General features: G+C 73.9%; 24 protein-coding genes. 15 read left to right on the forward strand and 9 right to left on the reverse strand.

Annotated elements, in window-relative coordinates; genetic code table 11:
- Positions 1–5 precede the first annotated feature (5 nt).
- The gene (locus BS75_RS28005) at positions 6–1,343 is read right to left on the reverse strand and encodes an MFS transporter (RefSeq protein ID WP_042436434.1); all 1,338 of its coding nucleotides are present in this window, start codon (positions 1,341–1,343) and stop codon (positions 6–8) included.
- Positions 1,340–2,740, reverse strand: a complete 1,401-nt coding sequence (locus BS75_RS28010; RefSeq protein ID WP_034090244.1) for an alkyl sulfatase dimerization domain-containing protein — start codon at positions 2,738–2,740, stop codon at positions 1,340–1,342. Before BS75_RS28010 ends, BS75_RS28005 begins: the two co-directional genes overlap by 4 nt.
- Before the next feature lie 265 nt (positions 2,741–3,005).
- Here BS75_RS28010 and BS75_RS28015 point away from each other — a divergent pair, with 265 nt between their 5' ends.
- The 9 genes from BS75_RS28015 to rny all read left to right on the forward strand — a co-directional run bounded on the left by BS75_RS28015 (position 3,006) and on the right by rny (position 11,506).
- Positions 3,006–4,160: a PucR family transcriptional regulator gene (locus BS75_RS28015; protein WP_081982631.1), complete on the forward strand. Its 1,155-nt coding sequence runs from the start codon at positions 3,006–3,008 to the stop codon at positions 4,158–4,160.
- A 59-nt stretch (positions 4,161–4,219) separates the two neighbouring features.
- Positions 4,220–5,077, forward strand: coding sequence for an AraC family transcriptional regulator (locus BS75_RS28020; protein ID WP_231607910.1), 858 nt, complete (start codon positions 4,220–4,222; stop codon positions 5,075–5,077).
- A 100-nt stretch (positions 5,078–5,177) separates the two neighbouring features.
- Positions 5,178–5,963, forward strand: a complete 786-nt coding sequence (locus BS75_RS28025) for an AzlC family ABC transporter permease (RefSeq protein ID WP_042436437.1) — start codon at positions 5,178–5,180, stop codon at positions 5,961–5,963.
- Positions 5,960–6,265 carry an AzlD domain-containing protein gene (locus tag BS75_RS28030; protein WP_034090247.1) on the forward strand — a complete coding sequence of 102 codons (306 nt, stop codon included), beginning with the start codon at positions 5,960–5,962 and terminating at the stop codon, positions 6,263–6,265. The genes BS75_RS28025 and BS75_RS28030 overlap by 4 nt, the downstream gene beginning before the upstream one ends.
- Before the next feature lie 66 nt (positions 6,266–6,331).
- Complete coding sequence (locus BS75_RS28035) at positions 6,332–6,526, forward strand: DUF3046 domain-containing protein (protein ID WP_034090248.1); 195 nt, start codon at positions 6,332–6,334, stop codon at positions 6,524–6,526.
- A 65-nt stretch (positions 6,527–6,591) separates the two neighbouring features.
- Positions 6,592–7,836: an AI-2E family transporter gene (locus BS75_RS28040; protein WP_052069748.1), complete on the forward strand. Its 1,245-nt coding sequence runs from the start codon at positions 6,592–6,594 to the stop codon at positions 7,834–7,836.
- Between the two features lie 135 nt (positions 7,837–7,971).
- A complete protein-coding gene (gene recA / locus BS75_RS28045) occupies positions 7,972–9,144 on the forward strand; it encodes a recombinase RecA (protein WP_034090249.1) in 1,173 nt (390 codons plus the stop codon).
- 2 nt (positions 9,145–9,146) lie between these two features.
- Positions 9,147–9,866 carry a recombination regulator RecX gene (gene recX, locus BS75_RS28050; RefSeq protein WP_231607911.1) on the forward strand — a complete coding sequence of 240 codons (720 nt, stop codon included), beginning with the start codon at positions 9,147–9,149 and terminating at the stop codon, positions 9,864–9,866.
- 239 nt (positions 9,867–10,105) lie between these two features.
- Entirely contained in the window at positions 10,106–11,506 is a 1,401-nt protein-coding gene (rny, locus tag BS75_RS28055) for a ribonuclease Y (protein WP_081982633.1), read from the forward strand.
- Positions 11,507–11,643: 137 nt separating this feature from the next.
- Here the strand turns inward: rny and BS75_RS28060 are convergent, their stop codons facing one another.
- The 4 genes from BS75_RS28060 to BS75_RS28075 form a co-directional block, all read right to left on the reverse strand.
- Entirely contained in the window at positions 11,644–12,039 is a 396-nt protein-coding gene (locus BS75_RS28060; protein ID WP_034090250.1) for a rhodanese-like domain-containing protein, read from the reverse strand.
- Between the two features lie 2 nt (positions 12,040–12,041).
- Positions 12,042–12,617, reverse strand: a complete 576-nt coding sequence (locus BS75_RS28065) for a cupin domain-containing protein (protein ID WP_034090251.1) — start codon at positions 12,615–12,617, stop codon at positions 12,042–12,044.
- A gap of 591 nt (positions 12,618–13,208) precedes the next feature.
- On the reverse strand, positions 13,209–14,918 hold the full coding sequence (locus BS75_RS28070) for an FAD-dependent monooxygenase (protein ID WP_042436439.1): 1,710 nt from the start codon (positions 14,916–14,918) through the stop codon (positions 13,209–13,211).
- A 147-nt stretch (positions 14,919–15,065) separates the two neighbouring features.
- Positions 15,066–15,803 carry an amino acid ABC transporter ATP-binding protein gene (locus tag BS75_RS28075; RefSeq protein WP_034090252.1) on the reverse strand — a complete coding sequence of 246 codons (738 nt, stop codon included), beginning with the start codon at positions 15,801–15,803 and terminating at the stop codon, positions 15,066–15,068.
- Between the two features lie 270 nt (positions 15,804–16,073).
- Here BS75_RS28075 and BS75_RS28080 point away from each other — a divergent pair, with 270 nt between their 5' ends.
- Positions 16,074–16,844, forward strand: a complete 771-nt coding sequence (locus BS75_RS28080; RefSeq protein WP_042436442.1) for a response regulator transcription factor — start codon at positions 16,074–16,076, stop codon at positions 16,842–16,844.
- Positions 16,844–18,271: a sensor histidine kinase gene (locus tag BS75_RS28085; protein ID WP_034090253.1), complete on the forward strand. Its 1,428-nt coding sequence runs from the start codon at positions 16,844–16,846 to the stop codon at positions 18,269–18,271. The genes BS75_RS28080 and BS75_RS28085 overlap by 1 nt, the downstream gene beginning before the upstream one ends.
- 30 nt (positions 18,272–18,301) lie before the next feature.
- On the opposite strand, the gene BS75_RS28090 is transcribed toward BS75_RS28085, so the two are convergent.
- Complete coding sequence (locus BS75_RS28090; protein ID WP_034090254.1) at positions 18,302–19,111, reverse strand: methyltransferase domain-containing protein; 810 nt, start codon at positions 19,109–19,111, stop codon at positions 18,302–18,304.
- Positions 19,112–19,306: 195 nt separating this feature from the next.
- Between BS75_RS28090 and BS75_RS28095 the strand changes: the two genes are divergently transcribed.
- Both BS75_RS28095 and BS75_RS28100 read left to right on the forward strand, forming a co-directional pair.
- Positions 19,307–20,263 (forward strand): alpha/beta fold hydrolase, encoded by a 957-nt coding sequence (locus BS75_RS28095; RefSeq protein ID WP_052069749.1) that lies wholly within the window; start codon positions 19,307–19,309, stop codon positions 20,261–20,263.
- A 46-nt stretch (positions 20,264–20,309) separates the two neighbouring features.
- The gene (locus BS75_RS28100; protein ID WP_052069750.1) at positions 20,310–21,131 is read left to right on the forward strand and encodes a MerR family transcriptional regulator; all 822 of its coding nucleotides are present in this window, start codon (positions 20,310–20,312) and stop codon (positions 21,129–21,131) included.
- On the opposite strand, the gene BS75_RS28105 is transcribed toward BS75_RS28100, so the two are convergent.
- On the reverse strand, positions 21,110–22,129 hold the full coding sequence (locus BS75_RS28105) for a TAXI family TRAP transporter solute-binding subunit (RefSeq protein ID WP_042436445.1): 1,020 nt from the start codon (positions 22,127–22,129) through the stop codon (positions 21,110–21,112). The genes BS75_RS28100 and BS75_RS28105 overlap by 22 nt on opposite strands.
- Positions 22,130–22,246: 117 nt before the next feature.
- Between BS75_RS28105 and miaB the strand changes: the two genes are divergently transcribed.
- Both miaB and BS75_RS28115 read left to right on the forward strand, forming a co-directional pair.
- The gene (miaB, locus tag BS75_RS28110) at positions 22,247–23,740 is read left to right on the forward strand and encodes a tRNA (N6-isopentenyl adenosine(37)-C2)-methylthiotransferase MiaB (RefSeq protein WP_034090255.1); all 1,494 of its coding nucleotides are present in this window, start codon (positions 22,247–22,249) and stop codon (positions 23,738–23,740) included.
- A gap of 42 nt (positions 23,741–23,782) precedes the next feature.
- Positions 23,783–24,481 carry a class III extradiol dioxygenase subunit B-like domain-containing protein gene (locus BS75_RS28115; protein WP_034090256.1) on the forward strand — a complete coding sequence of 233 codons (699 nt, stop codon included), beginning with the start codon at positions 23,783–23,785 and terminating at the stop codon, positions 24,479–24,481.
- A gap of 12 nt (positions 24,482–24,493) precedes the next feature.
- Here the strand turns inward: BS75_RS28115 and BS75_RS28120 are convergent, their stop codons facing one another.
- Entirely contained in the window at positions 24,494–24,775 is a 282-nt protein-coding gene (locus BS75_RS28120; RefSeq protein ID WP_034090257.1) for an antitoxin, read from the reverse strand.
- Positions 24,776–24,820: the final 45 nt, after the last annotated feature.

A 24,820-nucleotide genomic window follows, 5' to 3' on the forward strand; every position in this document is an offset into this window, starting at 1 on the left:
TCCGCTCAGCCGGGGAGCGCCGGGCCTGCCGTCGGGTCGACCGGCAGGCCCAGCCTGGCCGCGTCCCGCTCCGGGCGCAGCAGCACCAGCGCGACCAGCCCGGCCCCGGTGACCAGGACGGCCGTGACCAGGTAGCCGGTGCGGTAGCCGTCGACCAGGTGCGCCGTGCCGGTCGTCAGTCTGCCGACGACCAGCGGTGACAGCACCCCGGCCAGCGAGTAGACGAAGGCCAGCGAGCCGAGCACCACCCCGCGCTGCCTGGGCGGTGCGATCCGGGCACAGGCCGTCTGCGCCATCGCCAGCACCACGTTGCACAGCGTCATCGGGCCGAGCATCAGCGCGATCTTCAGCGGTAGCGACGAGGTGGTGCCGAAGGCGGCGACGGACCCGCCGGACACCACCATGGCCGCGCCGCAGAACAGTGCGACCCGGCGCAGCGAGGCGCCCCGGCGGCGCAGCCGCTGGGCCAGGAACCCGTAGCCGAGCAGCACGGACGCCGAGGTCAGACCGGCTCCCATGATCAGCACGCCGGTCTCCCGGGTGGACACCCCGAGGCCCTTCTCCAGGTAGTCGGCGGTCCAGGTCAGCCCGGAGGAGAGCTGCCAGTAGGCGGCGAAGCACCCCAGCGCGGCCGCGATCCAGGTGCCGGTCAGCAGGATCCGGCGCAGCGGGACGTCGGGCGTCCCCTCGGCGGCCGGCGGGGCCGGCGCCGTCAGCACCGGTTCCGGCCCCTCGGCGCCGAACCGGGCCCAGCAGGCCGCCCAGGCCAGGCCGACCAGCCCGACCAGGCCGAACGCCCAGTGCCAGCCGAGATCGTCGATCACGGCGGTGAGCAGCGGGGCCGAGACGGCGACCCCGGCCGCCGCGCCCAGGGTCAGCACCGAGACCGGCAGTGTCCGTTCCCGGTCGGGGAACCAGCTGAAGAGGCTGTGCACGGCGACCGGGAAGGCCGGGCCCTCGGCCGCGCCGAGCAGCACCCGGGTGGCGACCAGCACGCCGAAGCCGACGTTGGCCAGCAGCGGCAGCTGGGCGGCCGACCACAGCAGCGCCATCAGCAGCAGCAGGGTGCTGCTGCGGACCCGCTTGGCCAGGACCGAGACCCCCAGCGCCGAGAGGCTGAACAGCGCGAAGAAGGCGGAGGACGCCTCGCCGTACTGGGCATGGGTGATCCCCAGGTCCTGCATCATCGGCGTCGCGGCCAGACCGAGCACCGTCTTGTCCGCGAAGTTGATCAGCATGAAGCCGAGCAGCAACCAGGTGGTCCGCCAGGCCGCGCGCCTGGTGCGAACCGGGTCGGCGGCGCCCGGGCCGGAGGGCGTGCCCGCCCGGACCGGAGCGGTCATGCGGCGCCGCCCTCCGGGGCCCGGCGGGTGTCGTCGCCGGCCAGGTGGCCGACGGCGATCACTCCGCTCGCGGCCCGACGGCCGTCGCCGGTCAGCGCGAGGGCCTCGTGGATGGTGCGTCCGGACGCCTGCACCCGGGACTCGGCGGCGGCCCAGCCGAAGACGCCCCGGGCCATGGTGGAGCTCTCCTGCTCGGCGCGGCGGGTGTAGACCTCGGCCCGGGTCCCGGCGATCGCCCGGTCCTCCGGCGCGGCCAGGGCCGCGGTCTCCGCCAGATGGCAGGCCAGCCGCAGCTCGCCCTCGGCCAGCAGCGCCAGCGCCCGGTCGGCGAGAGCCTGTGCCCCGCCCGCCGCCCGGGCGAACTCGGCCGCCAGCGCGGCCTCGGCGGCCGGCTTCAGATGGGCCGGGTTCTGGTCGTACCAGCCGCCGTACAGCCGCCAGACATTGCGGATGACGAACTCCGGCTCGTCGTAGGCCGGGTGCAGGAAGGGGCGCTCCAGCAGCTCGGCCGGGACGACCACCTGCTGCAGCACCTCGTCCAGCCGCGCCCCGGCGTTCATCAGCGCCAGGGTCTGCGAGCAGAGCGACTCCAGCAGCTCCGCCGTGTCGCCCAGGGCCGAGGCGACCCGCTCGGCGCCGACGATCGGCACGCCGTGGCCGGGCAGCAGCAGCTCGGCGCCCAGCGCCTGCATCTCGCGCAGCGCCCGGGCCCACTCCACCGGGAAGCGCTGCACCTTCTGCGGGTTGCCGGCGTTGGGCGCGTTCCAGATGAACAGGTCGCCGGTGCACAGGGTGCGCAGCTCCGGCACCCAGACGTAGGTCGCGTCGTCGGTCTCGCCCTTCGCGTGGACGAGCTCGAAGTCCAGCCCGCCGCTGCGCAGCGAGTGCCGGGTCCGGTAGGTGGTGTCGGGGTAGCGGTAGCGCGTGGGCCACTCGATGTCGGGCGCCTGGAACTGCCGGCGGTTGATCCAGGCGTTGTAGCCGGCGGTCTCGGTGTAGCGGTCGAAGCGGGCGGCCACCGCCTCGTGCGCGAGCACCTCGGGGCGTTCGGCGCCCCGGGCCGCCGCGTCCGCGTCCAGGTGGAAGGCGCCGAAGACGTGGTCGACATGGCCGTGGGTGTAGACGACCTGCCTGACGTCGGAGTCGGGTCGCCAGGCGCGTACCGCGCCGACCAGCTCCTCGGCCGTGCGGAACTCGCCGGTGTCCACCAGCACCAGCCCCTCGCCGGTGTCGAACGCGGCGACGTTGGCGAACCGGGGGAAGAAGGCGGTGCGCGGACCGAGCTCCACCAGACCGAGGTCCGCGAAGTCGCCGAAGACCTGCGGGCCCAGGTTGGCCCGGCCGGTCCACACCTGGTCGACATAGGCGAGATAGTCGGCGGGGCTGTGCTTCGACATCGCGTGAACTCCTCATGGGGAACCGGAACGGCGCGGGTGGGAGGAGTCTGCGTTCGGGACCTGCGCCGCGAACAGCGGTCCGGATCACAGCCACCGCCGGTGCCGGCTGTGACCTGTCACAATCGAGGCCCGGATCGAACCGCCGCCAGGAGCAGCCCTGTCCTCCCCACCGACCCGGCCGGACCTTCCGCGGCCGCAGCTCTCCGCAGCGGCGCGCGCCCTCGCCGCCCGCTGCGAACCCCGGGTCAACGAGCTCGCGCGCCGGATGAGCCGGGGCGACTTCGAGACGATCCCCGGCTACCGCGACCTTCCCGACGACATGAAGGACGTCGAGATCGCCGCCACCGTCCGCTACGGCCTGCGGCTGTTCCTCGGGGCGGCGCGCGAGGGGCGCCTGGCCGGCCGGCCGGAGATCCGCTACTTCCGCGAGCGCGCCGCCCAGCGGGCCGAGGAGGGGCTGCCGCTGCACCTGCTGCTGCGCACCCACCTGCTGGCCCAGCACGTGCTCTGGCAGGCGTTGAACGAGGCCGCGCTCCCGGGGGACGAGGCCGCCCTGCTCGAACTCGCCGACCTGCTGATCGGTGGTCAGCAGAGCCTGATCGGCGCCGTCGCCGAGACCTACCTGGACGAGCAGGCGGCCCTCGCCGCCGAGCGTCGGGAGAGCCGGCGGGCGCTCGTCCGGGCCGTGCTGTCCGGCTTCCCGGTGCCGTCGGCCCGGCTGGAGGAGGCGGGACTGCGGTACGGGGCGCTGGTGCTCTCGCTCCGCATCGACCTCCCGCCGGGGGAGCGGTCGGCCGACCCGACGGCCGAACCGCTGGTGACGGCGGGGCGGCGGCGGACCCGGCGGGTGCAGACGGTGCTGGACCGCTGCTTCGGCGGTGAGGTGCTGACCCTGCTGGAGGCCGAGGGCGGCCACGCCCTGGTCTCCCGGGACGGCCCGGGCCGGTCGATCGAGGTGCCCCCGGACCTGGACCGGCGGCTGCGGCGGGCCTGCGGTGCGGAGGTGTCGGTCGCGGTCGCCGTCGCGGAGGAGCCCGCCGGTATCGCCGGGGCCGCCCGCACGGCCGCCGAGGTGCTGCGGATCGCCCGGGCGCTCGGCCGGCCCCCGGGCGTCCACCGGCTCGACGACGTGCTGCTGGAGTACCACCTGTCGCGCGCGGACGAGAGCAGCGGTGCGCTGGCCGCGCTGTTCGACCCGATCCGGGACCGTCCGGAACTGCTCGACACCCTGCGGGTCTACCTGGCCCAGCAGCAGGACCGGCGCGGCACGGCCGCGCTGCTCGGGCTGCACCCCAACACCGTCGACAACCGGCTCGCCCGGATCGGCGAACTGACCGGCACCGACGTCACCACGCCCCGCGGCTTCGCGGTGGCCCTCACCGCGCTGACCCTGCGCGCACTGCGGCCGGAGGAGAGCTGAGCGGTCGGCAGTCCGCGCTCCGGCGGGCCGGTGCGACGATGGGGGACGGGAGGAACGCCATGAGCGAGGAGCACGCGCACTACTGGACCCATCCGGCCCTGCCCGCGGTCGACCTGCTGGACGCCCGCTACGTCCGGCACACCTTCGGCCGGCACACCCACGACTCCTACGTGATCGCGGCGATCACCAGCGGTGTCGAGGCCTTCCACTACCGTGGCACGATCGAACGCGTGGGCGCCGGCAGCCTCGGGCTGGTCGACCCCGACACCCTGCACACCGGCCAGGCGGGCGTTCCCGACGGCTGGACCTACCAGGTCCTCTACCCGAGCACGGCGAGCGTCCGGACGGTCGCCGACGAGCTCGGCGCGCCGCTCGGCACCCCCGGCTTCCGCAAAGCCGTCGTCGACGACGACCGGCTCACCCGGCTCGTCGCCCAGGTCCACCTGGCGGCCGCGCAGAACCAGGTGCTGGCCGCGAGCACGCTGCTGCGCGAACTCCTCGCCCACACCCTGCGCCGGCACACCGCTGCCCGCGTCCCCGACAGCCCGCCGGCCGCCGCCGCCCGGCAGGCCGCCCGACTGGCCCGGGACCTGCTCGCCGCGGACCTCACCGACCCGCCGACCCTGGAGGAGCTCGCGGAGGCCGTGGGCGCCCGGCCGTTCCCGCTGCTCCGCGCCTTCCGCACGGTCTACGGGCTGCCGCCGCACGCCTGGCTGACCCAGCGCCGGGTCAGCACCGCCCGGCTGCTGCTGGACGCCGGGACCCCGCCCGCCGAGGCCGCGGTCCGGGTCGGCTTCGTCGACCAGGCACATCTCGGCCGGCACTTCCGGCGGATCATGGGCGTTCCACCCGGCGCCTACCGCCGGGCCAACGCCCCGGCCGCCCGCGACGCCCTCGCGGCCCGCGCCGACCTCTGAGCGGATCTCTGCGCCGACCTCTGCGCCGACGGGAGGCAGGGCCGGACCGCCCGCAGGAACGTACAAGAAAGCGGGACCCGGCCGCCGCCACCATGGCGGGATGACGGCACTACACCAGTCCGACCCGTCCCTGGGCACCGTTTCCGCAGGGAGCGGCGCCGCGCCCCGGCGCTCCGACCGGGCGGTCGTCCGCGACTCGCTCACGGTCGGCCTGACCGTCGGCGTCTCCGGGACCGCTTTCGGCGTCGCCGGGGCCACCGCGCATCTGACGGTCCTGCAGACCTGCGTCCTCAGCCTGCTGGTGTTCACCGGCGCCTCGCAGTTCGCGCTGGTCGGCGCGTTGGCGGCGGGCGCCGCGGTACCGGCCGCCGTCGCCGGGGCGCTCTTTCTCGGCCTCCGCAACGTCTTCTACGGGCTGCGGCTCGGGCCCCGGCTGGAACTGCCGCGGCTGCTGCGGCCGCTGGCGGCCCAGACGGTGATCGACGAGACCGCCGCGGTCACCCTGGTCCAGCCCGACCGGCGCTCCGCCCGGATCGGCTTCGCGACCACCGGCATCAGCCTCTACCTGGTGTGGAACCTGGCGACCCTGGCCGGGGCGCTCGGCGCGGGCGCCCTGGGGAACCCGGCGCGCTACGGCCTGGACGCCGCCGGACCGGCCGTGTTCCTGGCCCTGCTCGGCCCGAGGCTGCGCGAGGGCGGGACCGAACGGCTGGTCGCACTGGTCGGCGTGGTGCTGGCGCTCGCGGCGGTGCCGGTGCTCCCGGCGGGTCTGCCGGTGCTGCTGGCCCTGGCGGCGGTGCCGCTGGCCCTGCTGGTGGAGCGGAACCGGTCCGAGTCGAAGCCGGAACCGGAGTCGGAGTCGGAGCCGGAGGAGGATCGGGCATGAGCGTCTGGATCGCGGTGCTGGCCACCGCCGCCGGCTGCTACCTCTGCAAGCTGCTCGGGCTGTCCGTCCCGGCCGGGCTGCTCGACCGCCCTGCCGTCCGCCGGTTCGCGGCGCTGGCGCCGATCGCGCTGCTGGCGGCACTGACCGCGCTGCAGACCTTCGGCCGCGGCACCCACGGGCTGACCCTGGACGCCAGGGCGCTCGGGCTGGCCGCCGCCGGCCTCGCACTCTGGCGGCGCGCGCCCTTCCTGGTCGTGGTGCTGGTCGCGGTGGTGGTGACCGCCCTGGCACGACTGGTCTGAGAGCCGGGCCCGCCGCGCCGGGTAGGGTTTCGGTGGCGGCGGACCGCGCGGAAAGAGAGCTGACAGATGCGCCTGACGGAGTTCTGGACGAAGATGAACGACCACTTCGGTCCGGCCTACGCCGACAGCTTCGCCCGGGACCATGTGATGACGGAGCTCGGCGGGCGCACCGTGTGGCAGGCCCTGGATGCGGGCTGGGAGGCCAAGGACGTGTGGCGGGCCGTGTGCGCCGCGATGGGCGTGCCCGCGTCACGGCAGTAGCCGGGGAGCGGTGGCCTGGGCGGCATATGATGGTCAATCACAGTAAATAGGACAGACTGGGTGCCGTGGCAGGCACCGACAGCGACTCCCCGACCCCGGACTCCCCGACCCCGGACTCCCCGACCCCGGACTCCCCGACTCCCGGCTCTTCGCCCTCCGACTCTCCGCCCCCCGACGCGCCCACCCCCGGCGGCGGGGCCGCGCGGCTGCCGCGCTGGCTGCCGCGGGCGATGCTGGTGGGCCTGCTGCTGGTCGGCCTGTTCGAGCTGGCCAGCTGGGCCTTCCTGCGGCTGACCGACTTCCTGACGACCCTGCTGGTCTCCTTCGTCCTCTCGCTGGCCATGGAGCCCGCGGTGGACCGGATGGCGGCCAGGGGGATGCGCCGGGGGCTGGCGACCTTCCTGGTCTTCCTGGTCGCCGGGGTGCTCTGCGCCGGCTTCGTCGCCGCGATGGGGACCCTGCTGGTCGACCAGGTGTCCCAGGTGGTGTCCCGGCTGCCGCACCTGCTGGACCGGCTGATCGACTGGGTCAACCGGACCTTCCACCAGGACTACTCGGTGGCACAGCTCCAGCGCTCCGTGCTGAGCAACGCCGACGACCTGGAGACGTACGCGCAGAAGGCCGCGAACAACATCTGGGGCTTCTCCAGCTCGATCCTCGGCGGGGTCTTCCAGCTGTTCACCATCGCCCTGTTCACCTTCTACTTCACCGCGGACGGCCCCCGGCTGCGGCGCGCCCTTTGCTCGGTGCTGCCCCCGGCGCGCCAGACGGAGGTGCTGCGGGCCTGGGAGATCGGGATCGAGAAGACCGGCGGCTACCTCTACTCCCGGGCGCTGCTCGCGGTCGTCTCGACGGCGGCGCACTTCGCGCTGCTGGCGTTGCTGGGCATCCCGTACGCGGCGGCGCTGGCGGTCTGGGTCGGCGCGGTCTCGCAGTTCGTGCCGACGGTCGGCACCTATCTGGCCGGGGCGCTGCCGGTGCTGGTCGCGTTGACCGGCGACCCGGTCAACGCTCTCTGGATCCTGCTCTTCGTCATCGCCTACCAGCAGGTGGAGAACTACCTGCTGCAGCCGAGGATCACCGCGCGGACGGTGGAGATCCACCCGGCCGTGGCCTTCGGCGCGGTGATCGCCGGCGCCGCGCTGCTGGGCGCCGTGGGCGCGCTGATCGCCATCCCGGTGGCGGCGACGCTGCAGGGCTTCGTCGGCAGCTACATCCGCCGCTACGACCTGGTGGAACCGGCCGGTCCGAGCCGCTGGCGGTCGACGCCCGACGGTGCGGACCCGGGGGGACGCCCGACCTCCGCTTGAATCGAACTAATGTTCCCTATACTGGGACGTGGCGAGTTGTCCACAGGCGCGGACCCGATAGGGGCGGATTGTCAGTGGTGCGCGCTAGCGTCTCTGGTGATGAAGCGCTCAGCACAGACCCCCAGGGTGGAATCAATGGCAGCGAACGACCGCGAGCGGGCTCTCGAGACCGCGCTCGCCCAGATTGAACGGCAGTTCGGCAAGGGTTCGGTGATGCGCCTCGGCGACGAGGCCCGGGCCCCGATCGAGGTCATCCCGACCGGATCGATCGCCCTCGACATCGCGCTCGGCGTCGGCGGGCTCCCGCGCGGACGCGTGGTCGAGGTCTACGGACCGGAGAGCAGCGGCAAGACGACCCTCACCCTGCACGCGGTCGCCAACGCGCAGAAGGCCGGCGGCATCGTCGCCTTCATCGACGCCGAGCACGCGCTCGACCCCGACTACGCCAAGAAGCTCGGCGTGGACACCGATGCCCTGCTGGTCTCCCAGCCGGACACCGGCGAGCAGGCCCTGGAGATCACCGACATGCTGATCCGCTCCGGCGCGGTCGACCTGATCGTGATCGACTCGGTGGCCGCGCTGGTCCCGCGCGCCGAGATCGAGGGCGAGATGGGCGACTCCCACGTCGGCCTCCAGGCCCGGCTGATGAGCCAGGCCCTGCGCAAGATCACCGGTGCCCTCAGCCAGTCCAAGACCACCGCCATCTTCATCAACCAGCTGCGCGAGAAGGTGGGCGTGATGTTCGGCTCGCCGGAGACCACCACCGGTGGCCGGGCGCTGAAGTTCTACGCCTCGGTGCGGCTGGACATCCGGCGGATCGAGACCCTGAAGGACGGCACCGAGGCGGTCGGCAACCGCACCCGGGTCAAGGTCGTCAAGAACAAGGTCGCCAGCCCCTTCAAGCAGGCCGAGTTCGACATCATCTACGGCCAGGGCATCAGCCGCGAGGGCGGCCTGATCGACATGGGCGTGGAGCAGGGCTTCGTCCGCAAGGCCGGCGCCTGGTACACCTACGAGGGCGACCAGCTCGGACAGGGCAAGGAGAACGCTCGCAACTTCCTCCGGGACAACCCCGATCTGGCCGACGAGATCGAGTCCAAGATCAAGGAGAAGCTGGGTGTCGGCCCGCGCAAGCCGGCCGTCGACGCGGACGGCACGCCGACCGTGAAGGAGATCACCCCCGTGGTGAAGCCCGTCACCACCAAGGCCAGCAAGGCCAAGGCAGCAGCCGCCGCTGCCGCCGCACCCGCTGTTCCGGCCGCCGCGGCCGAGCCGGTGGCTGCGGAGTCGGCGGCGAGCAAGGGCTGACGGTGACGCAGGACGCCTGGGGTCCGCGCGACTGGGCTGCCAATGGAATCGGCGGGGAGTCGTTCACCGACCTCCCCGCCGACCCGGCGGAGCCCGAGCGGCCGGACTTCGAGGAAGCGGCGTTCGAGGAGCCGGCGTTCGGGAAGCCGGCGTTCGAGAAGTCGGTGTTCGGGCAGTCGGCGTTCGCGGGGCGGCGCGGGCCCGAGCGGGCGGCGGCGCGGCCGGAGCCGGAGGCCGATCCGGCGGTGCGGGCGCGGAACATCTGCCTGCGGCTGCTCACCGGCTCGGCGAAGACCAGGGGCCAGCTCGCCGAGGCGCTGCGCAAGCGCGAGATCCCGGCGGAGGTCATCGAGGAGGTGCTCTCCCGCTACGAGGAGGTGGGGCTGATCGACGACGCCGCCTTCGCCGAGTCCTGGGTGGAGTCCCGGCACCGGGGCCGCGGACTGTCGCGGCGCGCGCTGGCGAACGAGCTGCGCACCCGGGGTGTGGACAACGCGGTGGCCGCCGAGGCCGTCGCCCGGCTCGACCCCGAGCAGGAGGCCGCCACCGCGCGCGCCCTGGTGGAGCGCAAGCTCCGGTCGACGGCCGGTCTCGACCGGCAGGTCCGGATCCGAAGGCTGGCCGGGATGCTCGCGCGTCGCGGTTACCCCGAAGGTTTGGCGCTGCGGGTGGTGCGGCAGGCTCTGGACGACGAGGAACTCGATGCTGGGGACCAGCCGTGAGTCCTATGTCAGAAGTCGATCGTATTGGGTCGCTATCTTGACCGTTTCGTAACCTGGACTTAGTCTCACCTGGAGTGAGGGATCACTGTGGGGCGCGGCTGAGCCGATCGGTACCGATCCGGGCGACGACGTCTCTCCTATGGGCGGAGCGTGCCTTCGGCATGCCCGCAATCCCTCCGTGACGCCGCGGGAACGGCCTTCGCGCGGCTTCGTCGACACGGAGCAGGGGAGGACGTCCGATGGAGATCGTGCTGGCTGGAGGCGCGGCCGTTCTCCTGGCCGCGGTGCTGATGCTGTGGATGCTGCTGCACAGCGCGCGGGAACGGGTGGGCGAGCACGAGCGGCGTGAGCAGCGCAGTGCCGAGCGCGAGGCCAGACTCGACGCCGAGCAGCGCCGACTCCACGAACGGGCCGTCGAGGCGGCCGAGGCGCAGGCCGTGCTGGCAAGGCAGCGCGAGGAGTTGCGCGCGGACCGGGTGCTCGCGGAGACCGAGCGCCGGCTCGAACTGGAGCGGATCGCCGGCTTGACGGCGGTGGCCGCACGGCTGGAGCTGGTGCACGAGATCGAGGAGCAGGCCAAGCGCGAGGGAGTGCGCAGCGCGCGCGAGATCGAGGCGCGGGCGCACGCCGAGGCGGAGAGCCGGGCCCGGGACATCGTCGCCACGGCGGTGCAGCGGGTCGCGGTGGAGCAGACCACGGACGCCGTGGTGTCGGTGGTACGCCTGCCGGGTGACGAGATGAAGGGCCGGATCATCGGCCGCGAGGGCCGCAACATCCGCGCCTTCGAGGCGGTCACCGGGGTGAACCTGGTGGTCGACGAGACACCGGAGTCGGTGCTGCTCTCCTGCTTCGACCCGGTCCGCCGGGAGGTCGGCCGGCTGACCCTGGAGTCGCTGGTCTCCGACGGCCGGATCCATCCGCAGCGGATCGAGGAGGCGTACGAGCGCAGCCAGGTCGAGGTCGAACGGGTCTGCGCCCGGGCCGGCGAGGACGCCCTCGCGGACATCGGGATCACCGACATGCACCCGGAACTGGTGCGGATGCTGGGCCGGTTGCGCTTCCGCACCTCGTACGGGCAGAACGTGCTGGGGCACCTGCTGGAGTCCGCGCACATCGCCGGGATGATGGCGGCCGAGCTGCGGGTCGATCCGGCGCTGGTGCGCCGCTGCACCCTGCTGCACGACATAGGCAAGGCGCTGACCCACGAGGTCGAGGGCAGCCATGCGCTGATCGGCGCCGAACTGGCCCGCCGCTACGGTGAGTCGGAGGACGTGGTGCATGCGATCGAGGCCCACCACAACGAGGTGGCGCCGAGGACGCTGGAGGCGGTGCTGACCCAGGCCGCGGACGCCTGTTCCGGCGGCCGTCCGGGCGCCCGCCGTGAGTCGTTGGAGCTGTACGCCCGGCGGTTGGAGCGGCTGGAGGCGATAGCCCAGGCCCACGAGGGGGTGCACAAGGTCTTCGCCATGCAGGCCGGCCGCGAGGTGCGGGTGATGGTCCTCCCGGAGACCGTGGACGACCTCCAGGCGCAGATCATCGCCAGGGACGTGGCCAAGCAGGTCGAGGAGGAGCTGACCTACCCCGGCCAGATCCGCATCACCGTCATCCGCGAGAGCCGCGCCACCGAGTTCGCCCGCTGAGCGCCGGGGTAAGGCTGAGCGCCAGGGTAAGGCTGAGCGCCGGGATACGGCCAACACACCGACGTCCGCCGCGACTTGGGTCGGGCGGACGTGGGCGTGCGGGCGTCGGGGCGCGGTCGGGCGGCCGCCTCAGCGGATCACCGCGGCGGGGTGACCGGGAGACCGGCCGCCGACCAGGCCTGGAAGCCGCCGACGAGGTCGGTGGCCCGGTGCAGGCCGAGGGCCTGGAGCGAGCGGGCGGCCAGACTGGAGGCGTAGCCCTCGTTGCAGACCACGACCACCAGGAGGTCGTGGCCGGTCGCCTCGGGCAGCCGGTGGTCGCCGAACGGGTCGAGCCGCCACTCCAGTTCGTTGCGCTCGACGACCAGCGCACCGGGTATCGTGCCGTCGCGGTCCCGCAGCGCGGCGTAGCGGATGTCGACCAGGACCGCACCGTCCGCCGCCACCGCCTCGGTGGCCTGAGCGGCCGTCAGCCGGTCGAGCTGGGCGCGCTCGCGTTCCAGCAGGTCGTCGATGCCGATGCGTTCGGTCATGGTCACCACTCCTCGGGGATCTCGACCAGGGCCAGCCGGAGGGTGTCGCCGTCACGGGCGTAGCGCCGGAGCTTGGGCAGTGGCGGGTAGTAGCAGTGGACCGAGACCGCGTGCTGCTCCGCGGAGGGGTTGATCACCTGGTGGACGTGGTGCGCCCCGAAGGACCGGCCCTTGCCCTCGGGCAGGCTGCGCTGTCGGTCGACACCCTCCGCGAGTTCCAGGCTGCGCCAGCCGTCGGTGGGGATCGGCACGCCCAGGGACAGTTCGCTGAGCTCGCCGCTGGCCGTGACGAAGGCCCCGGCCGAGCCGCCGTGGTCGTGCCAGCCGGTCTCGGAGCCGGGCGGCCAGCCGATCACCCAGGCCTCGGTGCCCTGCGGACCGTCGAGCCGGATCCAGGTGCGGTCCTCCGGGTGGAGGGCGAGCCGGGCCAGGACCTCCGGGTCGTTGGCGGCGCTGCGGGCGAAGCCGAGCAGGTCGGCGAGGCTGGGAACCACGGTCTCCGGGCGTCGCGGTGGATCCGCGGACGGTGGGGTGTCCGCTGGATCGCGGACGTCCGGGCTGGTGGCGGTGTCGGTCAAGGGGTGCCTTCCCTGGGATCGAAGGGTCAGGTACATGAGGTCGCCGGGGCTGTGCGGGCCCGGCGGGGAGCCTGCTGCGAGGCGGGGTGGGTCGGGGTGGCGCGGGGGTGCGACGCTGCGCGGGACCTACCGGTGCACGGACGTTCGGGGCTGGGCTGCGCCCGACCGCGCCCGTGGCGTGCTCCGGACTGCGGGCGGTCCCGACGGGCGGTGGTCCGCAGGTGTGGGCGGACCGGTGCCCGCCCGGGCGCACGCGTGGACGTGTGCCGGGGTACGGGAGGGGGTGCGCGGCTGTGCCGCGAGACGGCCGGAGCCGGAAACTGTGCGGGAGGGGTGGCTGTCGGAGGGCTAGTCGGCTAGCCGGCCGTACAGAGCGCGCCCAGGTACCTGACCAGGTCCAGATGGGCGCGGCGTACCAGCGCGACGCTGGTCAGCCCGGGTGCGGACAGCATTCCGACGTCCCGGGGGGCAACGCTCGAGCCCTCCGCGGAAACTCCGAGTGGCCGATGCCACCTGCACTGCTGCCGCATGGTCGTCAGTGAAGCATGGGGCTGCATGATCGTCAAGGCTGCGCGGGCCGCTGACCGGCTGTCATTCCCGGCCCCGGTCGGCGGCGACCCGGTCGGAGGGAACCCGGTCCGCGGCGACCCGCTCGGCACTGCCGCGGTCCGCCGGTCCCCGGGAGCGGCCGCCACCGGCGGTCCGGGCCGAGGCCCGCGCCGACGCCCGGGTGGGGGTGGCGGCGCGCGGGGTGGGCAGCTCCGCGTGGCTGCCCCGGGCGCGGTCGGCCAGGGTCCACAGGTCGTCCGGATGGCAGCCGCGCAGCGCCGCGACCAGGTGCCCGTCCGGGCGGATCAGCAGCACCGTGTGCGGGACCGCCCCCGGGTAGGCCTCGGTGACCAGCAGTTCCGCCGGTAGCGGCAGGCTCTCGGTGGCCTCGGTGAGCTGCGGCATCAGGCCCGCGCCGAGCCAGTACTCGCTGGACCACACCGCCGTTCCGGGGGCGACCAGGACCACCAGGAACCCGCGTCCCAGCCGGGCCCGGAGCCGGTCGGCGCTGCCGTCCAGGCCGACCACCGGCACGTCGGTGACCAGTACGCCGGGACTGGTGGGGGAGAGCGAGGGGCTGAGCGCGGCCCGCCCGCCGTCCGGGTAGGCCGGGGCCGAGCCGAGCCGGCCGGTGCCGAGGCTGCCGTCCGACAGCAGGGCCGCGTTGCGGCGCAGCGAGCCGGAGAGCACGCTGCGCCGGGCTTCCAGCAGCGGCGTGCTGGGCTGCAGCAGCGGCCGGGCCTGGTCGACCGAGCGCAGCCGGGCGATGACCGAGCCGCGCCGCTCCTGCTGGTAGCTGGTGAGCAGTTGCTCGGGGGCGCAGTTGTGCCAGACCAGGGCGAGCTTCCAGGCGAGGTTGTCGGCGTCGCGCAGCCCCTCGTCCAGGTTCTGCATGCCCAGCGAGCCGAGCAGGTGCGCGGCGTCGCCGGCCAGGAACACCCGCCCGGACTGGAAGCGCGCGGCCAGCCGCTGCTGGACCAGGTAGTCGGTGCTGGCGATCAGCTCGTAGGGCGGCACCGCGCCGTCGTTCCAGCCGGCCAGGGTCGCCCGCAGGTGTTCGACCAGCGCGTCCGGGGTGAGCGCCGGCTGCCGGACCGGCAGCCGCCAGTCGAGCCGCCAGACGCCGTCCGGCAGCGGGCGGGCGGTGGCCTCTCGGCTCCCCGCCGTCTGCGGCGGGTCGCGGTGCAGCCGGGCCTCGCCGGGGAAGGGCAGGTCGGTCCGGACGGTGGCGACCGCGTAGTGGTCGGCGGCGGCGTGTCCGGGGAAGCGGATCTTCAGCTGCCGGCGCACCGTCGACCGCGGCCCGTCGCAGCCGACCAGCTGGCTGCCGCGCCACCAGGTGCGCTCGGTACGGACGTTGACCCCGTCCGGGTCCTGTTCCAGCTCGGCGACGGCGGAGTCGTGGACCAGCTGCACCAGCGGCGAGGCCGAGACGGCGTCCCGCAGTCCGCGCTGCAGCCGGTGCTGGGAGAGGTGCAGCACCTTGCCCGGGTCGAGCGGCAGGTGCGCCAGTTCGCGGTTGCGGCGCAGCGTGCGCCAGCCGTTCCAGCTGTAGCCGTCGGCGGCGACCCGCTGGTAGCCGACGCGGGCCAGCAGGTCGATGGTGTCGGCGCGGAGCACGCTGGAACGGACGCCCTCGGGGTGCACGCCGCTGCCCTCGTCCAGGACCACGGTCGGCACCTGGTGCCGGGCGAGGGCCAGGGCCAGGGTCAGGCCGACCGGACCGGCGCCGGCGATGATCACGGGATCCACGGCCGTCCCTCCTTGGACGTGCGGGTTCCGCCACGGGCTGCGCCAGTCATAACGAGCACTGCAACAGATCAGCTGGTGCGACGTCAAGCAGCAACGGGTGTACGCCGGTTCGTGGCGCGCTCGGACGCGCGCCGCCGCAGGTGCATGTCAGCGCAGTCGGGCCCGGGCCAGGTAGTCCTGCGCTCGGGAGGTGCGCGGGGTGGTGAAGAACTCGTCCGGCGAGGACTGCTCGATGATCCGCCCGCCGTCCATGAAGACCACGCGGTCGGCGGTGGAGCGGGCGAAGCCCAGTTCGTCGGTGGCGGCCAGCAGGGTCATGCCCGCCGCGGCCAGCTCGCGCGCCAGCTCCGGGGAGAGCACCGGGACCGGCTCGTCGAACAGCAGCAGCTTGGGCTCCCCGGCCAGCGCCCGCGCGGTCGCCACCCGCCGCTGCTCCTCCTCCGACAGCTCCCAGGGGTACCGGGCCTCGTGCTGGGCGACCTCGAACTGCTCCAGCAGGGCGTGCGCCCGGCGCTTCGCCCCCGGGGTGGCCGGCTGCCACCAGCGCAGCCGGGCGAGGGCGACGTTCTCCAGCACGGTGCTGTTGGCGGTGAGGTCGAACGGCGGGACCACCACGCCGATGCCGGCCCGCGCCCGGGCCAGCAGCCGGCCGCGCCGGGGCAGGGCCTGGCCGTCGAAGGTGATCCGGCCCGAGTCGATCCGCTCCCGGCCGTTGATCGCCCGGCAGAGCAGCGACTTCCCGGAGTCGGCCGGGCCGAGCACCGCGACCACCTCGCCCCGGCCCAGGTCGAGGTCGATGTCGTTGAGCACCTGCCGCATGCCGACGTGCTTGCTGACACCTCGCAGCTGCAGCAGCGAGCCGGTCTCGGCCGCGTGCTGCGCCATCACAGGGCTCCAAGGGGATCGGGACGGGAACCGGCGGCGACGGGGGCTCCCACGTCGTCGGTTTCGAAGACCAACGATATGCCCGCTGTGTGCGGTCCTTCCGGTTTCTGAGCTGGATTTGAGGATTCTGGCCTGCTGATCGTCGCAGCTGGGTAACGGTCCACCCACCGGACGGCGGCAGCTCTTGACCTCGGGGGGTCCTCCGGGGTGGGGTCTAGTAGCCGCCGACCGGCCCGACACCCCACAGGACGAAGCAACAGGAGAGACGACATGCGCCTGCTCCTCGTGGAGGACGACGACCATGTGGCGGCCGCGCTGGTCACGGTCCTCACCAAGCACGGTTTCGAGGTACGCCACGCCCGCACCGGCAACGAGGCGCTGGACGCCCTCGTCCCCGACGGCCGCGGCCCCTACCGGGTGGTGCTGCTCGACCTGGGGCTGCCCGACCGGGACGGCTTCGACGTCTGCGGACAGATCCGGCACCGCGGCGGCATTCCGGTGATCATGGTCACCGCCCGCTCCGACATCAACTCCCGCATCCACGGTCTGAACCTCGGCGCGGACGACTACGTCGTCAAGCCGTACGACATGGGCGAGCTGCTGGCCCGGATCCACGCCGTCGCCCGGCGCGGGGTCGCTCCGGCCGATCCGGGCGTGCCGCCCGCCGAGCGGGAGACGACGGCCGCGCGGCTGAGCCGGCTCAGCGGCCTGGTGCTGGACGCCGACGCCCGCCGGGCCCTGGTCCACGGTCGCCCGGTGGCGCTGACCCGCAAGGAGTACGACCTGCTCGGGCTGCTGGCGCAGAGCCCCGGTGTGGTCATCCGCCGCGAGCAGATCATCAGCGAGGTCTGGCGCAGCAGCTGGGAGGGGACCGCCCGGACGCTGGAGGTGCACGTCGCCTCGCTGCGGCAGAAGCTGGCGGTGCCTTCGCTGATCGAGACCGTGCGCGGGATCGGCTACCGGCTGGTGCTGCCGCCGGAGCCGACGGAGCGGGCCGAGCCGGCCGGCCCCGGCCCCGGCCCCGGCCCCGGCCCCGGCTGATGCGCACCCGGCTGCTCGGGATCCTGCTCGCGCTGATGGCCTGCGTGCTGGTCGCGCTCGGCCTGCCGCTGGCCGTCAGCGAGGCCGCGGCCGGCCAGCAGCAGGTGCTGGTGGACCGGATGGACGACACCGCCCGCTTCGCCGAGCTCGCGCAGAACCCGCTCGGCCAGTCCGGCACGGCCACCGCGACCGAGCAGCTCCGCACCCTCGACTCGGAGACCGAGCGCTACTACGACGTCTACGGCAGCCCGGTCGGGGTGTTCGAGCTCGACGGCCAGCCGCTGACCGCCGACCCGGTCTCGTGGACCGACGCCGACCGGGGCATCAGCGCCCGGGCCTTCAGCGAGGCCCTGGACGGTCGGCGCAGCGCCAACCCGGCGCAGGTCTGGCCGTGGCAGACCGGCCGGATGCTGGTGGTGGCCTCGCCGGTGGTCTGGGACGGCGACGTGGTCGCGGTGGTGGTGACCGAGGCGCCGACCGACGCCCTGCGGGCGCTCGAACTGCGGGAGTGGCTGGTGCTCGCGGGCGGCGAGGCGGCGGCCGTGCTGGTGGCCGTGGCCGCGGCGGCGCTGCTGACCGGCTGGGTGCTGCGTCCGGTCCAGGACCTCGACAAGGTGGCCCACGACATCGCCACCGGGCGGCTGGCCTCCCGGGTCGCCCCGGCCGGCGGGCCGCCCGAACTGCGGCGGCTGGCACGGGCCTTCAACGAGATGGCGGACCATGTCGAGCTGGTCCTGGACCAGCAGCGGGCGTTCGTCGCGGACGCCTCGCACCAGCTGCGCAATCCGCTGGCCGCGCTGATGCTCCGGGTCGAGCTGATGGGGATGGAGCTGCCGGAGGGCACCGAGGCGGAGCTGGCCGGCGTCCGGGTCGAGGGACGGCGGCTGGCCCAGGTGCTGGACGACCTGCTGGGCCTGGCCGTGGCCGAGCACGCGAGCCCGGCCGGCGGGCCGACCGACCTGGTCCGGCTGGCGGTGGAACGCGCCGACGGCTGGCGCCCGCTCGGGCTGGAGCGAGGGGTGGAGCTGCGCTGCGAGGTCCCGGACCAGCCGCTCCTGGGGCTGGCCGAACCGGTGGCCTTCGGCAGCGCGCTGGACGCGGTGGTCGACAATGCGCTGAAGTTCACCCCCCGCGGCGGCCGGGTCACGGTGTCGGTGACGGCCGACGCCGACCAGGTCGCGGTGGCCGTCGCCGACACCGGCCCGGGGATCACCGAGGAGGAGCGCGAGCGGATCGGCGACCGCTTCTGGCGCAGCCCCAGGCAGCAGAACTCGGAGGGTTCGGGCCTGGGCCTGTCGATCGCCAGGACCCTGCTCGCGGCCTCCGGCGGCACGCTGACCTTCGCCCCGCGCGAGCCGGGCGCCGAGGCCGGTGGGACCGGCGGTCCCACCGGGCTGGTCGTCACCCTGGCCGTGCCGAGGGCGTGACCGGGGCACGGCGTCCGGGCGCGGAACCGGTCACACCCGGCACAGCACCTCGCCGTGCGGGATGGTGAACCAGGCGTCCTCGTCGGCGGCCCAGGTCAGCCAGGCCTGCGACAGCCGGGCCAGGTCCTCCGGGGTCGCCAGGCCGCTCTCGACCGCGCGCTCGGACAGCGGGGCGGTGACGATCCGCTCCGACCACAGCCCGCCCCACCAGGCGCGCTGGACGTCACCGGTGTAGCACCAGGTGGAGGCGGTGGAGGTGATGTCGGTGAAGCCCGCCTCGCGGGCCCAGGCGCGCATCCGGCGTCCGGCGTCCGGCTCGCCGCCGTTGTCGCGGGCGACGGCGCAGTACAGCTGCTGCCACTCGGTCAGGTCCGGGATCTCCGGGTACCAGAAGAAGGCGCTGTAGTCCGAGTCGCGGGCGGCGACCACGCCGCCGGGCCGACAGACCCGGCGCATCTCGCGCAGTGCCTGGACCGGGTCGGCGACGTGCTGCAGCACCTGGTGGGCGTGGACCACGTCGAAGGAGTCGTCGGCGAAGGGCAGCGCGTGCACGTCGCCGACCTCGAAGGCCACATTGGTGACGCCCTCCTCGGCCGCGTGCTGGGCGGCCTGCTCCAGGATGCCGGGCGCGTTCTCCAGCCCGGTCACCCGGCCGGGGGCGACCAGTTTGGCCAGGTCGGCGGTGATGGTGCCGGGTCCGCAGCCCACGTCCAGCAGTTCCTGGCCCGGCTTCAGCTCGGGCAGCAGGTAGGCGGCCGAGTTCTGCGCGGTGCGCCAGGTGTGGGAGCGCAGCACGGCGGCGTGGTGGCCGTGGGTGTAGGTGGCGTTCTTCGCAGACATGGCGGTCCTCCTGGTGGACGGTCAGCAGTGCTCCGTTGCACATCACTTTAGAAGTCGTCTCGTAAGGCGAGAAGATCCGTCTCAGATAATGGATGCATGGGCCGAGGGTCGACCGGCCCCGGCGCCGTTTCCATTGACCGTGCCAGCAATCACTGACACATTGACGGATGAGAGTGTCGGCAGGGAGGGAGCCCGATGATTCCCGAGGCGAGGGAGCACCGCGTCACGGCCGGAGACGTCGAACTGGCGGTGGTCGAGGCAGGTGACACCGACCGTCCGACGCTGCTGTTCGTCCACGGGTACCCGGACTGCAAACAGGTCTGGGAGCCGGTGATGACCAGGCTCGCCGCCTCGTACCACGTCGTCGCCTACGACGTCAGGGGCGCGGGCGCGTCCAGCGCGCCGGTCCCGCGGGTCGGGAGCTACCGGCTGGAGCGGCTGGAGGACGACCTGCTCGCGGTGCTGGACGCCCTCGCCCCGGCCGGACCGGTCCACCTGATCGGCCACGACTGGGGCTCGGTCCAGGGCTGGGAGTTCGCCACCTCGCCCCGGCTGCGCGGCGGTCTCGCCTCGTTCACCAGCATCTCCGGCCCCTGCCTGGACCACTTCGGGATCTGGCTGGCCGACCGGCTGCACCGGCCGCTCGACCGCCGCCTGCTGGACGCACTCGGCCAGGGGCTGCGCTCCTGGTACGTCTACGCCCTGCACACCCCCCGGCTGCCGGAGGCCCTCTGGCGAGGTCCGCTGGGACGCCGCTGGCCGGCCCTCCGCCGCCGGGTCGAGCGGCTGTCCGTGGCCGACGACCGGCCCTCGGCGACCCTGCCCGAGGACGCCGCCAACGGCGCCTGGCTCTACCGCGCCAACGTCCGCGAGCGGCTGCGGCACCCGCGTCCCGACCGGGTCGCGACCGTGCCGGTGCAACTGGTGGTCGCCGGGCGCGACCCCTACCTCTCGCCGCGCCTCTACGACGACCTGGACCGCTGGGCCCCGGTGCTGGTCCGCCGCACCGAGGACGCCGGGCACTGGCTGCCGCTGACCCGGCCGGACCGGTTGGCGCTCTGGATCAGCGAGTTCGTGGACGGCGTGCTGGACGGAACCGTCCCCTCCGTCTCGCCCGCGCCTGCCCCGGCGGTACGCTCGGTCCCGGACTGACGCACGGGTTCGCCGGGTGGGCGGGGGAGGGGGCGGCGTGCCGACAATGCCGCAGCAGCGCACGGAGTTCCGGATAGACGACCTGGCGCGGGCAGCCGGGACCACGGTGCGGAATGTCCGGGCCTACCAGGACCGGGGCCTGCTGCCGCCGGGGGACCGGCGCGGGCGCGCCAACGTCTACCACGAGTCCCATCTCGAACGGCTCCACCTGATCGCCCAACTCCTGGACCGGGGCCACACCCTGGCCGGAATCAAGGAACTGCTCGACGCCTGGGAGAGCGGACGCGGGCTCGGCGGCGTGCTCGGGCTGGTCGCCGAGGTCACCGCGCCCTGGACCGACGAGGCACCGGAACGGTGCTCCCGCGAGGCCCTGGTCGCGGCCTTCGACGGAGTGGAGGACGCCCAGGCCATCGCCGCGGCGGTCCGGCTCGGGGTGCTCCAGCCCGAGGGCTCCGACTTCTTCCTGGTGCCCAATCCGAGCCTGCTGGCGGTGGGCGTGGAACTGCACGCGCTGGGCGTTCCGCTGCCCGCGATCCTGGACCACCTGGAGGAGCTGCGCGGGGACATCGGCCATCTGGCCCGCCGCTTCGTGGAGTTCAGCGCCGTCCACGTCTTCGTCCGCTATGCGGGACACCATCTCACCGACGCCGAGGCCGCCGAGGCCGTCGGCACGGTCCGGCGGCTCCGGCCGCTGGCCCAGTCCGCCGTGGACGCCGAACTGGCGCGGGCGATGCGGGCCGAGGCCACCCGGCTGCTCGAAGCCGCGGTCACCGGGCCGCGCCGCGACCGCCCGGCGGGACCGGGGGCCGGCGCCTCGTCCGCGGTCGGCGCCGGGGCGGCCGTCGGTCAGGGCTTGACCGACACGTAGTAGCGCCGGGCCCCCTCGGCCAGCGGCAGCGGATCCGTGTAGATCGCCGAGCGGATGTCCACCATCTGGGCCGAGTGCACCTGCTTGCCGATCGCGTCCCGGCTGTCGATCAGCACGGCCGTCATCCGCTGCACCAGGCCCACCGGCACGTTCGCGCGGGTCACCATCAGGTTGGCGACGGCCAGGGTGGGCACCGGGTCGTCCGGCTGCATCCGCGGATAGGCGCTGGTGGGCATCGTCGAGCTGCGGTAGATCTGGGTGTTCCGCGCGCCCGGGTCCACCGCCGAGGCCAGCGCGTCCATCTGGGTCGCCAACTGGCCGAGCGGGATCAGCCGCACCTTCATCTGCTGGGACAGCGTGGTCACCGCCGAACTCGGCAGGCCGCCGGACCAGAAGAAGGCGTCGATCCGGCCCTCGCGCAGCTGGGTCGCGCAGTCGTCGATGCCCAGCGGCGCCTCGGTCAGGTCGTTCGCGGTGAGGCCGGAGAGCTGCAGCACCCGGTCGGCGATCAGCGCCACCCCGGAGTCCGGCTGGCCGGTCCCGACCCGCATGCCGCGCAGGTCCTGGACCGAGCGGATCGGTGAGTCGGTCGGCACGACCAGTTGGACGTAGTCGTCGTAGAGCCGGCCCAGCGCCCGCAGGCTGCCCGCGCCCGGGCCGGTGAAGTGGGCGACCGCGTCGGCGGTGGCGATGCCGAAGTCGTCGCGGCCGTCGACGATCCGCTCCAGGTTGTCCGGGCCGCCCTCGCTCGGGTCGAGCCGCAGGTCCACCCCGGACAGCTCGCGCTGGACGATCGGCTTGAGCAGCGTCCCGTACAGGGCGTAGACGCCGCCGGTCGCACCGGTGGCCATGCCGTAGGTGCCCGCCGGGTAGGACACCCCGTCCGGTACCGCCAGCCACCAGGCCAGCGCCGCGGCGACCAGCACCACCAGCGCCGTCATGGTGCGCACCAGGCGCGAATGCAGCGCGCGGCGCACGATTCCGGGGGCAGTCGACATGCGGGCGATCCTGCCAGCCGGAGTCCCGCAGCGGAACCGTCGACCGGGGGGTCGGCCGTGGACGCGGGCGGCCCCCGCGGTGCCCGTACCCTTGGGGGCGTGAGCGAGGCAGCAGAGATGAGCAGAAGCTACGAGATCCGTACCCACGGATGTCAGATGAACGTCCACGACTCCGAGCGGCTGTCCGGGCTGCTGGAGGAGGCGGGCTACCGGCGCGCCCCCGAGGGCGGCGGCGCCGACGTCGTGGTGTTCAACACCTGTGCGGTGCGCGAGAAGGCCGACAACCACCTCTACGGCAACCTCGGCCAGCTCGCCTCGGTGAAGGCGGTCAGGCCGGGGATGCAGATCGCGGTCGGCGGCTGCCTCGCCCAGAAGGACCGCGAGACCATCGTGAAGAAGGCCCCCTGGGTCGACGTGGTCTTCGGCACCCACAACATCGGCCACCTGCCGGCGCTGCTGGAGCGCGCCCGGGTCCAGGAGGAGGCCCAGGTCGAGATCCTGGAGTCGCTGGAGGTCTTCCCCTCCACCCTGCCGACCCGCCGCGAGTCCGCCTACGCGGCCTGGGTGTCGATCTCCGTGGGCTGCAACAACACCTGCACCTTCTGCATCGTCCCGGCCCTGCGCGGCAAGGAGAAGGACCGCCGCACTGGCGACATCCTGGCCGAGGTGCAGGCACTGGTGGCCGAGGGCGTGGTCGAGGTCACCCTGCTCGGCCAGAACGTCAACGCCTACGGCCAGGACATCGGCGACCGCCAGGCGTTCAGCAAGCTGCTGCGCGCCTGCGGCGGGATCGAGGGCCTGGAGCGGGTCCGGTTCACCTCGCCGCACCCCAAGGACTTCACCGACGACGTCATCGCCGCCATGGCCGAGACCCCGAACGTGATGCACCAGCTGCACATGCCGCTGCAGTCCGGGTCGGACGCGGTGCTGCGCGCCATGAAGCGCTCCTACCGGCAGGAACGCTACCTCGGCATCATCGAGAAGGTCCGCGCGGCGATGCCGGACGCGGCGATCTCCACCGACATCATCGTCGGCTTCCCCGGCGAGACCGAGGAGGACTTCCAGCAGACCCTGCACGTGGTCCGCGAGGCCCGCTTCGCCAACGCCTACACCTTCCAGTACTCCAAGCGGCCCGGGACCCCGGCGGCCGAGATGGAGGGGCAGGTCCCCAAGGCGGTGGTCCAGGAGCGCTACCTGCGCCTGGTCGCGCTCCAGGAGGAGATCTCCTGGGAGGAGAACAAGAAGCAGGTCGGCCGCACGGTCGAGGTGCTGGTCGCGGAGGGCGAGGGCCGCAAGGACCAGCAGCACGCCGACCGGCTCTCCGGCCGGGCCCCCGACAGCCGGCTGGTGCACTTCACCCGGCCCGCCGAGGGCGGCCCGCTGCCCGGGCCCCGGCCCGGGGACACGGTCACCGTGGAGATCACCTACGCCGCGCCGCACCACCTGCTCGCGGAGGGCGCTCCGCTGGCCGTCCGGCGGACCGCGGCCGGCGACGCCTGGGAGCGGCGGCAGGCGGCCGGGGCCGCGAAGCCGGCCGGGGTGATGCTGGGGCTGCCGGGCGTCGGCGTCCCCGCACCGCTGCCGGTGGCGGACGCTCCCGGCTGTCGCTGATTCGGAGCAGGGCCGCGCGGCGGGACCGGTAGGGTCGTTCCCATGCTGGTCGCCGCCGCCGTCTGCCCCTGTCCGCCGCTGCTGGTCCCCGAGGTCGCCTCGGGCGCCGCACCCGAACTGGACGAGTTGCGCGCCGCCTGCGACACCGCGCTCGGCGCGCTGCTCGCGGCCGGGCCCGAGGTCGTCGCCGTGGTCGGCCCCGGACCGGAGCACGAACGCTACGAGCAGGGCGGCACCGGCAGCCTGCGGCCCTTCGGGGTGGCGCTGGAGACCCGGCTGGGCAGCGGATCCGAGCCGCTGCCGCCCTCGCTCACCGTCGGCGGCTGGCTGCTGGAGCGGGCCGGCTGGACCGGACGGGTGCGCGCGCTGGCGGTGCCGGACTACCTGGAACCCGCGCTCTGCGCGGAGAACGGCCGACAGCTGGCGCTGGCGCCGGAGCGGATCGGCCTGCTGGTCCTCGGCGAGGGCAGCGCCCGGCGCACCGTCAAGGCCCCCGGCTACCTGGACGAACGGGCCGAGGGCTTCGACGCCGGCGTCGGCCGCGCCCTGGCCACGGCGGACGCCGAGGGCCTGCTGGCCGACCTGGACGACGAGCTGGCCTTCGAGCTGATGGCCTCGGGCCGGGCCCCCTGGCAGGTGCTCACCGGCGCCGCGGGAACCGTGGAGGCCGGGTTCGGCGCCGAGTTGCTGCACGAGTCGGCGCCGTACGGGGTCGGCTACTTCGTCGCCGCCTGGAGCTGAGGGCTCCGCCGCTCAGGAGGCGGGCGGCGGCTCGGGGGCGTCCCCGGGCTTCGCCGGGTCGACCGTCTCGCCCGGGATCACCGTCTTGTCGGCGGCGAGGTGGTCGAGCTGCTGCTTGGCCTTGTCCCCGGCGGAGTGGATCTGGTCGCTGTACTTGCCCTTGGTGGCCTTGTCCGCCATCTCGCCGACCTTGTCCACCCCCGATCCGATGGTCGAGTTGTGCTTGCCGGCGAACTCGGTGGCCTTGTCCTTGGCCTGCCCGAGCGCGTCCTTCAGGTTGTCCGCGAGGCCCATGACGGCTCCTTGGTAGTGGGTCCGGGCATACCCCGTTATCAGGGC

Origin of the sequence: Streptacidiphilus albus JL83 (assembly GCF_000744705.1) — a bacterium.
GTDB classification, from domain to species: Bacteria; Actinomycetota; Actinomycetes; order Streptomycetales; family Streptomycetaceae; genus Streptacidiphilus; species Streptacidiphilus albus.

What these genes read in the sequence shown, in the direction of transcription:
- BS75_RS28005 (WP_042436434.1), bottom strand. Translation starts at nt 1,343, where the DNA reads ATGACCGCTCCGGTCCGGGCGGGCACGCCCTCCGGCCCGGGCGCCGCC.
- BS75_RS28010 (WP_034090244.1), bottom strand. Translation starts at nt 2,740, where the DNA reads ATGTCGAAGCACAGCCCCGCCGACTATCTCGCCTATGTCGACCAGGTG.
- BS75_RS28015 (WP_081982631.1), top strand. Translation starts at nt 3,006, where the DNA reads ATGAGCCGGGGCGACTTCGAGACGATCCCCGGCTACCGCGACCTTCCC.
- BS75_RS28020 (WP_231607910.1), top strand. Translation starts at nt 4,220, where the DNA reads ATGAGCGAGGAGCACGCGCACTACTGGACCCATCCGGCCCTGCCCGCG.
- BS75_RS28025 (WP_042436437.1), top strand. Translation starts at nt 5,178, where the DNA reads ATGACGGCACTACACCAGTCCGACCCGTCCCTGGGCACCGTTTCCGCA.
- BS75_RS28030 (WP_034090247.1), top strand. Translation starts at nt 5,960, where the DNA reads ATGAGCGTCTGGATCGCGGTGCTGGCCACCGCCGCCGGCTGCTACCTC.
- BS75_RS28035 (WP_034090248.1), top strand. Translation starts at nt 6,332, where the DNA reads ATGCGCCTGACGGAGTTCTGGACGAAGATGAACGACCACTTCGGTCCG.
- recA (WP_034090249.1), top strand. Translation starts at nt 7,972, where the DNA reads ATGGCAGCGAACGACCGCGAGCGGGCTCTCGAGACCGCGCTCGCCCAG.
- rny (WP_081982633.1), top strand. Translation starts at nt 10,106, where the DNA reads ATGGAGATCGTGCTGGCTGGAGGCGCGGCCGTTCTCCTGGCCGCGGTG.
- BS75_RS28060 (WP_034090250.1), bottom strand. Translation starts at nt 12,039, where the DNA reads ATGACCGAACGCATCGGCATCGACGACCTGCTGGAACGCGAGCGCGCC.
- BS75_RS28075 (WP_034090252.1), bottom strand. Translation starts at nt 15,803, where the DNA reads ATGGCGCAGCACGCGGCCGAGACCGGCTCGCTGCTGCAGCTGCGAGGT.
- BS75_RS28080 (WP_042436442.1), top strand. Translation starts at nt 16,074, where the DNA reads ATGCGCCTGCTCCTCGTGGAGGACGACGACCATGTGGCGGCCGCGCTG.
- BS75_RS28085 (WP_034090253.1), top strand. Translation starts at nt 16,844, where the DNA reads ATGCGCACCCGGCTGCTCGGGATCCTGCTCGCGCTGATGGCCTGCGTG.
- BS75_RS28090 (WP_034090254.1), bottom strand. Translation starts at nt 19,111, where the DNA reads ATGTCTGCGAAGAACGCCACCTACACCCACGGCCACCACGCCGCCGTG.
- BS75_RS28095 (WP_052069749.1), top strand. Translation starts at nt 19,307, where the DNA reads ATGATTCCCGAGGCGAGGGAGCACCGCGTCACGGCCGGAGACGTCGAA.
- BS75_RS28100 (WP_052069750.1), top strand. Translation starts at nt 20,310, where the DNA reads ATGCCGCAGCAGCGCACGGAGTTCCGGATAGACGACCTGGCGCGGGCA.
- BS75_RS28105 (WP_042436445.1), bottom strand. Translation starts at nt 22,129, where the DNA reads ATGTCGACTGCCCCCGGAATCGTGCGCCGCGCGCTGCATTCGCGCCTG.
- miaB (WP_034090255.1), top strand. Translation starts at nt 22,247, where the DNA reads ATGAGCAGAAGCTACGAGATCCGTACCCACGGATGTCAGATGAACGTC.
- BS75_RS28115 (WP_034090256.1), top strand. Translation starts at nt 23,783, where the DNA reads ATGCTGGTCGCCGCCGCCGTCTGCCCCTGTCCGCCGCTGCTGGTCCCC.
- BS75_RS28120 (WP_034090257.1), bottom strand. Translation starts at nt 24,775, where the DNA reads ATGGGCCTCGCGGACAACCTGAAGGACGCGCTCGGGCAGGCCAAGGAC.